We start from the raw sequence: 7920 nt of genomic DNA on the forward strand, positions 1-7920 counted from the left end.
CGGTTCGCCAAAAGACAACGCCCGCGAGCGTAACGTCCCCGATCCGAAGACGAAGGCGTTTGTGCTGCGGGCGCTGACGGCGGGAGACGCGGGGTAACGGGCTGAACTCAGGTAATGCAGGTAATGCAAAGAGTGCAGGGAACGGCGTGATTCGCATCGCCGTTCCCGTTGACCGGCAGGTAGACTTCAGCGTGCCATTGTCACTTCTTCGACGTCACGATGGCATCGGCTACGTTCTTCGGCGCCTCGGCGTAATGCTTGAACTCCATCGTATACGTGGCGCGGCCTTGCGTGAGCGAGCGCAGCGACGTCGAGTAGCCGAACATTTCCGAGAGCGGCACCTCGGCGCGCACGATCTTGCCGCCGCCCACGATATCGTCCATGCCCTGCATGATGCCGCGGCGCCCCGAGAGGTCGCCCATCACGTTGCCCATGAACTCTTCGGGTGTCTCGACTTCAACGGCCATCATCGGTTCGAGCAACACGGGATCGGCCTTGCGCATCGCCTCCTTGAAGGCCATCGAACCGGCCATGCGGAACGCGTTTTCGTTCGAGTCGACGTCGTGGTAAGAGCCGAACGTGAGTGTGACCTTCACGTTGACGACCGGATAGCCGGCGACCACGCCGTTGTTGAGCGTCTCGCGAATGCCCTTGTCTACGGCCGGGATGTACTCGCGGGGCACCACGCCGCCCTTGATCGCGTCGACGAACTCGTACGGCTTTTCCTTATCCGGTTCGAGCGTGATGACCACGTCGCCGTACTGGCCGCGCCCGCCCGATTGCTTGACGAACTTGCCCTGCACGTCTTCGACTTTTTTGCGTACGGTCTCGCGATAGGCGACCTGTGGCTTGCCGACAGTCGCCTCGACGCCGAACTCGCGGCGCATGCGATCGACCAGAATCTCCAGGTGCAGCTCGCCCATCCCCGAGATGATCGTCTGCCCCGACTCTTCGTCGGTCTGCACGCGGAACGACGGATCTTCCTGCGCGAGGCGGTTGAGCGCGAGGCCCATCTTTTCCTGATCGCCCTTGGTCTTGGGCTCCACGGCCTGAGAGATCACCGGTTCCGGGAATTCCATCTTCTCGAGGATGATGACGTGATTCGGGTCGCACAGCGTGTCGCCCGTCGTCGCTTCCTTGAGTCCCACGGCCGCCGCAATGTCGCCGGCGCGCACTTCCTTGAGTTCCTGGCGCGTATTTGCATGCATCTGCAAAATGCGGCCCAGACGCTCCTTCTTGCCCTTGAGCGGGTTCAGCACGGTGCCGCCCGACTCGATCACGCCGGAGTACACGCGGAAGAAGATCAACTGGCCGACGAACGGGTCGGTCATGATCTTGAAGGCGAGGGCGGAGAACGGTTCGTCGTCCGACGGATGCCGCTCGATTTCCTTGTCGTCTTCGTCGTGACCGGCGATGGCGGGCACGTCGACCGGCGAGGGCAGGTATTCGATCACCGCGTCGAGCATGGCCTGCACGCCCTTGTTCTTGAACGCAGTGCCGCACAGCATCGGCACGATTTCGCCGGCGACCGTGCGTTTGCGCAGGCCCTCCTTGATTTCGTCTTCGGTGAGCGTGTCGCCGCCGAGATACTTTTCCAGCAACGCTTCGCTGGCTTCGGCGGCGGCTTCGATCATCTTCTCGTGCCACACCTGCGCGGTTTCCCTGAGGGACTCGGGAATGTCGACGTACTCGAACTTCACGCCCTTCGATTCCTCGTCCCAGACGATGCCTTTCATCTTCACCAGATCGACGACGCCCTGGAAGTTGTCCTCGGCGCCGATCGGGATCTGGATCGGCACGGCATTGCCGCGCAGGCGCTCGTGAATCTGCTTGTGCACGCGGAAGAAGTCGGCGCCCACACGGTCCATCTTGTTGACGAACGCGATGCGCGGCACCTTGTACTTGTTGGCCTGACGCCAGACGGTTTCCGACTGCGGCTGCACGCCGCCGACCGAATCGTAGACCATGCAGGCGCCGTCGAGCACGCGCATCGAACGCTCGACTTCGATGGTGAAGTCGACGTGTCCCGGCGTGTCGATGATGTTGATGCGATGTTCGGGGAAGTTGCCGGCCATGCCGCGCCAGAAGCAGGTCGTCGCAGCCGACGTGATCGTGATGCCGCGCTCCTGTTCCTGCTCCATCCAGTCCATGGTGGCAGCGCCTTCGTGGACTTCGCCCAGCTTGTGGTTGACGCCCGTGTAGAACAGGATCCGCTCGGTCGTCGTGGTCTTGCCAGCGTCGATATGCGCGCTGATGCCAATGTTCCGGTAGCGCTCGATAGGGGTCTTTCGGGCCACAGTACACCTCTTCTCAGACGGTGGGGAAAATGCCTAGCAAGCCGCCATCATACTCCAATGTCGCCTTGCCGCGCTGAGCGCCACATCGCCCGCAAGACCAGCGTTGACGGGGCTTTTCGATGATGTGCGACTGTCTGACGCGGGGTGCGGAGGCGTGCGGATCGCCGAAAGACGACGCCCCGGCGAAGGGCCGGGGCGTCGGGTGTCGCGAGGCATCGAACAATGCCGCGAAAGCGCTTTGCGGGCGTTACGCGACCTGCCGCTGACGCGAGAACGCCAGCACGGCGCCGCGAGGTCCGTGGACGGTCGTGTCCGCATCGTCGTGCGCGGGCGTCACGACATCTCCTCCGGGCAAACGGAAGACCGCGACGGCGTCGCGCAGATTGCGCGCCTGATCTTCGAGCGATCCGGCAGCGGCCGTCGCCTGCTCGACGAGGGCGGCATTTTGCTGCGTGACCTGATCCATCTGCATGACGGCCGTGTTGACCTGCTCGATGCCCCCCGACTGCTCGCTCGACGCCGCCGAGATTTCACCCATGATGTCCGTCACGCGCTGCACGGCCTGCACGATCTCCGTCATCGTGCGACCGGCGTCGCGCACTTGCGACGAGCCATCCTCGACCTTGCCCACGGAGGTCTCGATGAGCGACTTGATCTCCTTGGCGGCGGCCGCGCTGCGTTGCGCGAGCGTGCGGACTTCGCCCGCGACGACGGCGAAGCCGCGTCCCTGTTCACCGGCGCGCGCCGCTTCCACGGCGGCGTTCAGCGCGAGGATGTTCGTCTGGAAAGCGATGCCGTCGATGACACCGATGATGTCGTTGATCTTGGTCGAGCTGGCGGCGATTTCCTGCATCGACGTCACGGCGCGTTCGACCACGCGCCCGCCCTCGTCGGCGATCTCCGAAGCGTTCGATGCCAACTGGCTGGCTTGTCGGGCGTTGTCCGCGTTCTGCTTGACGGTGGCCGTCAGTTGTTCCATGGACGACGCCGTCTCTTCGAGCGATGCGGCCTGCTCTTCGGTGCGCGAAGAGAGGTCGGTGTTGCCCGCGAGCAGTTGCCCCGATGCCGAGGCGATGGCAGCCGTGCCGCTGCGTACGCGTCGCACGATCTGGTCGAGGCTTTCGTTCATGTGCTTGAGGGCCGCCATCAATTGACCCGTCTCGTCGCGGCTCGTCACGTCGATGCGGCTCGTGAGGTCGCCCTGGGCGACGCGTTCGGCTACCTCCACGGCGTGTGCAAGCGGGCGCGTGATGCTGCGCGTGACCGACCATGCTGCCAGAATGCCGACCACGGCGGCCACCGCGCCCAGCACCACGAGCAGCCACTTCGCAAACGCGATGTCGGCGCTCGTGGCGGCGCCGGTCTCGTCGAGAATCTTCTTCTGGAGCGTAACCAGCTCGGCGGCTTCGGTCTGCATGGCGTCCAGCGCGGGCAGCGCCTGATGTTGCACGATACCGAGCGCGGTCTCGCGCTGATCGGCGTCCAGTTCGGCAGTGATCGCCGTGCGCGCTTTCTTGAAGGCCTCGTTTTGATCGCGGATGTTCGTGATCAGCCGCTTGCCGTTTTCCGACGTGACGTACTTGTCGAGCAAGGCCTGCGCTTCGCCCATGCGCGCGAGGTTCACGTCGATGCGCTCGTTGTAGGTGGTGCGTTGCGCCGGGTTCGTCGTAGTGAAGAATTCCAGCAAGCGCCGTCCGTTGCCGCGCACCATCGCGTCGATGGTGTGGGCGGCGTCGGCCTTCGCCCAGGCGCTGGTGAGCAGTTCCTCGTTGGCGCGTTCGATGGCAACGAAGCGCACCAGCGCGATGACCAGCATGCTGAGAAGCAGAACGAGCAACGTGCCGAAACCGATGGCCAAACGGGTTCGGATCTTGAGGTCGGCGATGCGCATAGAGAATGACTCCTTTTAGAGATTTGGTGCCGGGCGACACGCATGGCGTGTGGCCGAGGGCGTTTCGAGGAGTGGTCGCCGGTCTGCCGTAGTGCGCGTCGATACCAGGGGTGGGGCGCGACGCGGCGTTGGCTCACGCGCCGGTCTCGACACGTGTGACATGTCCGGCGACGCGTGACGGGGGGATTCGATGAAGCCAGTCCGTCTCACTTCGTATACGACAAGAAATACGAGAACTGAAGGTCTCCTGTGACGAAACGGGGTAAACGACAGGCAGATGAGCAACGAGAGGCGGGGGAGGTGAAGGCGATGAGTGGGTGATGAAGGGGTGATGAGGGGGTGATGAGGGGGTGATGAAGGGGTGATGAAGGGGTGATGAGGGGGGGGTGAGGGGGGGGATGAGGGAGGGTGAGTGAGGCGATGAACGCCGATGGGTTCGGGAACGCGGGCCGCCGTGGGCGGCTCGCGTCTCGATTTAGAGGAATCAGACAAAACGCACGGCATAGACGGGTGGCAAATGGGCCGAGAGGCTTTGCCATTGTTCGCCGGCGTTGTCGCTCAGCCAGAGCGCGCCTGTGGTGGAGCCCATTGCGAGGGTGCGGCCGCTGGCGTCGATATCCAGGCCGTGCCGGTAGATGAGGTCGTAGGAGGGGGTCTCCGGCAACCCCTGCGAGAGCGCAGTGAAGGACTCACCGCCGTCGCGGGTTCGCGTGACGACCAGCCGCGCGTCGACGGGAATGCGGCACGCGTCGCGCTGCGCGGGCACGAACCAGGCGATGTCGGGATCGTGCGGGTCAACCGCGACCGCGAAGCCGAAACTCGAGGGCGCCGCCTGAATGCGTCGCCACGACGCGCCGTAGTCGAGTGTGCGGAAGATGCCGTTGTGATGCTGTGCCCACAGCACATTGGGGGCGTCGCGGCACTGTACGAGCCGGTGCACGTCTTGCGCGTTCGGATCGAACCGGCGCTCGGGCGGCATGTAATCGGCTTCCATACCCGATGCCGCCAGCGCCCACGTGGCGCCCGCGTCCCTCGTTCGCCATACGCCTCCCGTCGATACCGCGACCATCACCTGACGGCTGTCGTGCGGGTCGATGCATATCGAGTGAATGCCGGCGTGGTCGTAGCCGCCACCCATCCATTCGGCGCGCTCCGGACGATCCCACAGACTCTGCACCAGTTCCCAGCGGCGGCCGTGATCGTCAGAGCGGAACAGGCCGCCCGGGATCGTGCCCGCCCAGAGGACGCCGGGCGCGTCCGGTCCCGCGGCTTCGAGCGACCAGAGGAGATCGACCGACGGCGCTTGTTCAGCATCGCCGGACGTATCAGTCGTATCTGTCGTATCAGGTGCATTCGGTGTATCCGACGATTCGGACGATGGTGAGGTCTCGCCTTGCGGCGCAAACGCCGGCGGCGGGAGAGCCGTCCAGTCTTTCGCTTCGCGCGCACGGCACCACAGCTTGACGCCGAAGTGACCGAGATTGAGCGCCGCGTAGTCCGTGCCGTCGCGGGCATCGTGCAGCACCATGCTGACCGGCTCGCCCGGAAAATCGGGCGTGCTCGACGTCAATCGCCAGGTGTTGCCGTCCCGTTGCCAAGTGAACAATCCCTTGCGCGTTGCGACCAGTAGCGTCGCACCCATGACGTGTTCCATGCTGTGCCTCCTTGGCTGGCGCCGGGCGTGTCGTCTTGTCGTTGCCCGCGTAGCTTGCTCGGTGATTCGCGATGGCCCGCGAAGGTGCGTGCCGCACGGTGCCCGTCGGCATCGCGACGACGCCATCCGATGTCGTTGGCCGGCGGGTGCGGCAGTTCCGGTTTCCTGCGTCATCCCCCCGAGAGCGCTTGCGCGACATAGACGCTGCTCGCGCTCGTCAGCCCGTCGCCCAGCGCCAGGCGATCGCGAATCAATCGGCCGTCCACGAAGACGGCGACGTGCGGGCGCAGACGCCCTTGGTCGTTAAATAGATAACCGCGAAGCTCGGGGATGCGCGATACGCATTGCGTCAGCGCTTCATGCACGCTAACGCCGTCGACCTGCTGCGCGTCGACGCTTACGTGACGTTGGATTGCGGGTGCGAAGGTGACAGTCGCCATAGCGTCATGGGGCGAACGCCGTCTCGGTGTACGGACGGTCGGTCGGCGTCGATCGGACTTCCAGTGTAGACAATGAGGATCATCTGCACGGCAGATGTCCCAAGATTGTGGTCGGTCTGTTGTGCGTGCGCCGCGCTATGTATGTCGGGAAATAACGCAGCGACCATGCTTGGTAGACGCAAGTTGCGTGCGTGCGCTGCGTGCAGGGCGCTGTTTGGTGTCCTTTGCATGACGCGCGACGAGTCTCGATGCGCGTGAAGCGTGATCGTAGGGTGTGGCATCGCATATCGGACACTCCCCAACCCCATTCACCCCGTTATTAGTCACCATTATCAGAGTGCCCGCGCGCGAGGTGCCGCAGGCGAAATTCCGGGAGGGAGTGATGGCAAGACTGAAGGGAAAGGATATCGGGATGGGGCGTTGGTCGGATGCCGCGATCAGGCGTCAGTGGCGGTTGCACCGGGCGGGGGAAGCGTCGCAGACGGTCGATCCTGCGGTAAAGCGTCCGCCGGAACTGGCGAAGTGTGAAGGGCATTTCGTATGGAGTGTGCGGCAGGCGGCGTTCATCGGTCGTCACGACGATCCGGCCAAAGGGGGCGGTCGTCAGTATGCGACCTGCACTGCGCAGGCGAAGCGCTACGATAGCGTGGCGGCAGCGAGAGCGGCGGGCGACGCATTGGTCGGCGACGTGTTGATCATGTACGGCTATGCGCCGAACAGTCCGCTATATGTGGTGGGGCGTTGACCGAGAGTGGTGGCGAGCGCGGAATGTACTGCGTCGCTGCCCGGTGCTTCGGTTTGAAGCGCCGGGCAGTATCGGCAAGTCAGCGAGTCGGCATTGCGTCCGGAGTGGTGCGGAGTGCGTGCGAAATGCTGATAAAGCTGATAAAGCTGATAAAGCTGATGAAGCTGATGAAGCTGATGAAGCGCGCGTGAATGCGCGCCAAATGCGCTGCGCTTACTTGCCGAGTTCGTGACCGATGACACCGCCGACGACGGCCCCGCCGATCGTCCCGGCGGTGCTGCCGCCGGTGGCTTCGTGACCGATGACGCCGCCCGCTGCTGCGCCACCCAGCGTGCACCCGAGGAGGGAGGAACCCATCGCAAGTGCCGTGATGACAACGAGTATCGACTTCGCCATTTTCATGATGCGTCTCCTGTTGTAGCAAGTGCCGGCTGCGGCCCGCGCAGCGGCATGACTTCAGCTTAGCGCGCCGCTGTCTGGCGCTCTATCGGTTGCGGCTGAAAGGCCTGTAGGAATCGGACGACAGTGTGGCGGCGCAGCGCTGTCGGATCGTGGCAACGGGCGGCCTGAAGCCTTGGGATAGACGCGGTGATGCACCCATCACGGTGCCGATGCGTGACGTGGCATGGCCACGACGAGGTCGCAGAAACGACAAGGGCCGCACATTGTGCGGCCCTTGCGAGGCATCTGGTGGGGCGTGAGTGACTCGAACACTCGACCTACGGATTAAGAGTCCGCTGCTCTACCAACTGAGCTAACGCCCCGGTGCTACCGGGAACAAAAAAGGCTGCAAGCGTCGCAGCCTTTTCGTGATGCTTTGGTGGGGCGTGAGTGACTCGAACACTCGACCTACGGATTAAGAGTCCGCTGCTCTACCAACTGAGCTAACGCCC

General features: G+C 63.9%; 6 protein-coding genes and 1 tRNA gene. 1 reads left to right on the top strand and 6 read right to left on the bottom strand.

The window, feature by feature from the left end:
* Nucleotides 1–200: 200 nt before the first annotated feature.
* The 4 genes from fusA to PAN31108_RS25235 form a co-directional block, all read right to left on the bottom strand.
* On the bottom strand, nt 201–2297 hold the full coding sequence (fusA, locus tag PAN31108_RS25220) for an elongation factor G (RefSeq protein ID WP_150671498.1): 2097 nt from the start codon (nt 2295–2297) through the stop codon (nt 201–203).
* Nucleotides 2298–2544: 247 nt separating this feature from the next.
* Nucleotides 2545–4188 carry a methyl-accepting chemotaxis protein gene (locus PAN31108_RS25225; protein WP_150671499.1) on the bottom strand — a complete coding sequence of 548 codons (1644 nt, stop codon included), beginning with the start codon at nt 4186–4188 and terminating at the stop codon, nt 2545–2547.
* 484 nt (nt 4189–4672) lie between these two features.
* Nucleotides 4673–5830, bottom strand: a complete 1158-nt coding sequence (locus PAN31108_RS25230; RefSeq protein ID WP_150671505.1) for a VPS10 domain-containing protein — start codon at nt 5828–5830, stop codon at nt 4673–4675.
* 182 nt (nt 5831–6012) lie between these two features.
* Nucleotides 6013–6282 carry a MoaD/ThiS family protein gene (locus PAN31108_RS25235; protein WP_150671500.1) on the bottom strand — a complete coding sequence of 90 codons (270 nt, stop codon included), beginning with the start codon at nt 6280–6282 and terminating at the stop codon, nt 6013–6015.
* 382 nt (nt 6283–6664) lie between these two features.
* Here PAN31108_RS25235 and PAN31108_RS25240 point away from each other — a divergent pair, with 382 nt between their 5' ends.
* The gene (locus tag PAN31108_RS25240) at nt 6665–7027 is read left to right on the top strand and encodes a hypothetical protein (protein WP_150671501.1); all 363 of its coding nucleotides are present in this window, start codon (nt 6665–6667) and stop codon (nt 7025–7027) included.
* Nucleotides 7028–7240: 213 nt separating this feature from the next.
* On the opposite strand, the gene PAN31108_RS25245 is transcribed toward PAN31108_RS25240, so the two are convergent.
* Both PAN31108_RS25245 and PAN31108_RS25250 read right to left on the bottom strand, forming a co-directional pair.
* Nucleotides 7241–7429 (bottom strand): glycine zipper 2TM domain-containing protein, encoded by a 189-nt coding sequence (locus PAN31108_RS25245; RefSeq protein WP_150671502.1) that lies wholly within the window; start codon nt 7427–7429, stop codon nt 7241–7243.
* 286 nt (nt 7430–7715) lie between these two features.
* A tRNA-Lys gene (locus PAN31108_RS25250) sits at nt 7716–7791 on the bottom strand.
* Nucleotides 7792–7920 lie beyond the last annotated feature (129 nt).

This window comes from Pandoraea anhela (assembly GCF_902459655.1).
Lineage (GTDB): Bacteria > Pseudomonadota > Gammaproteobacteria > Burkholderiales > Burkholderiaceae > Pandoraea > Pandoraea anhela.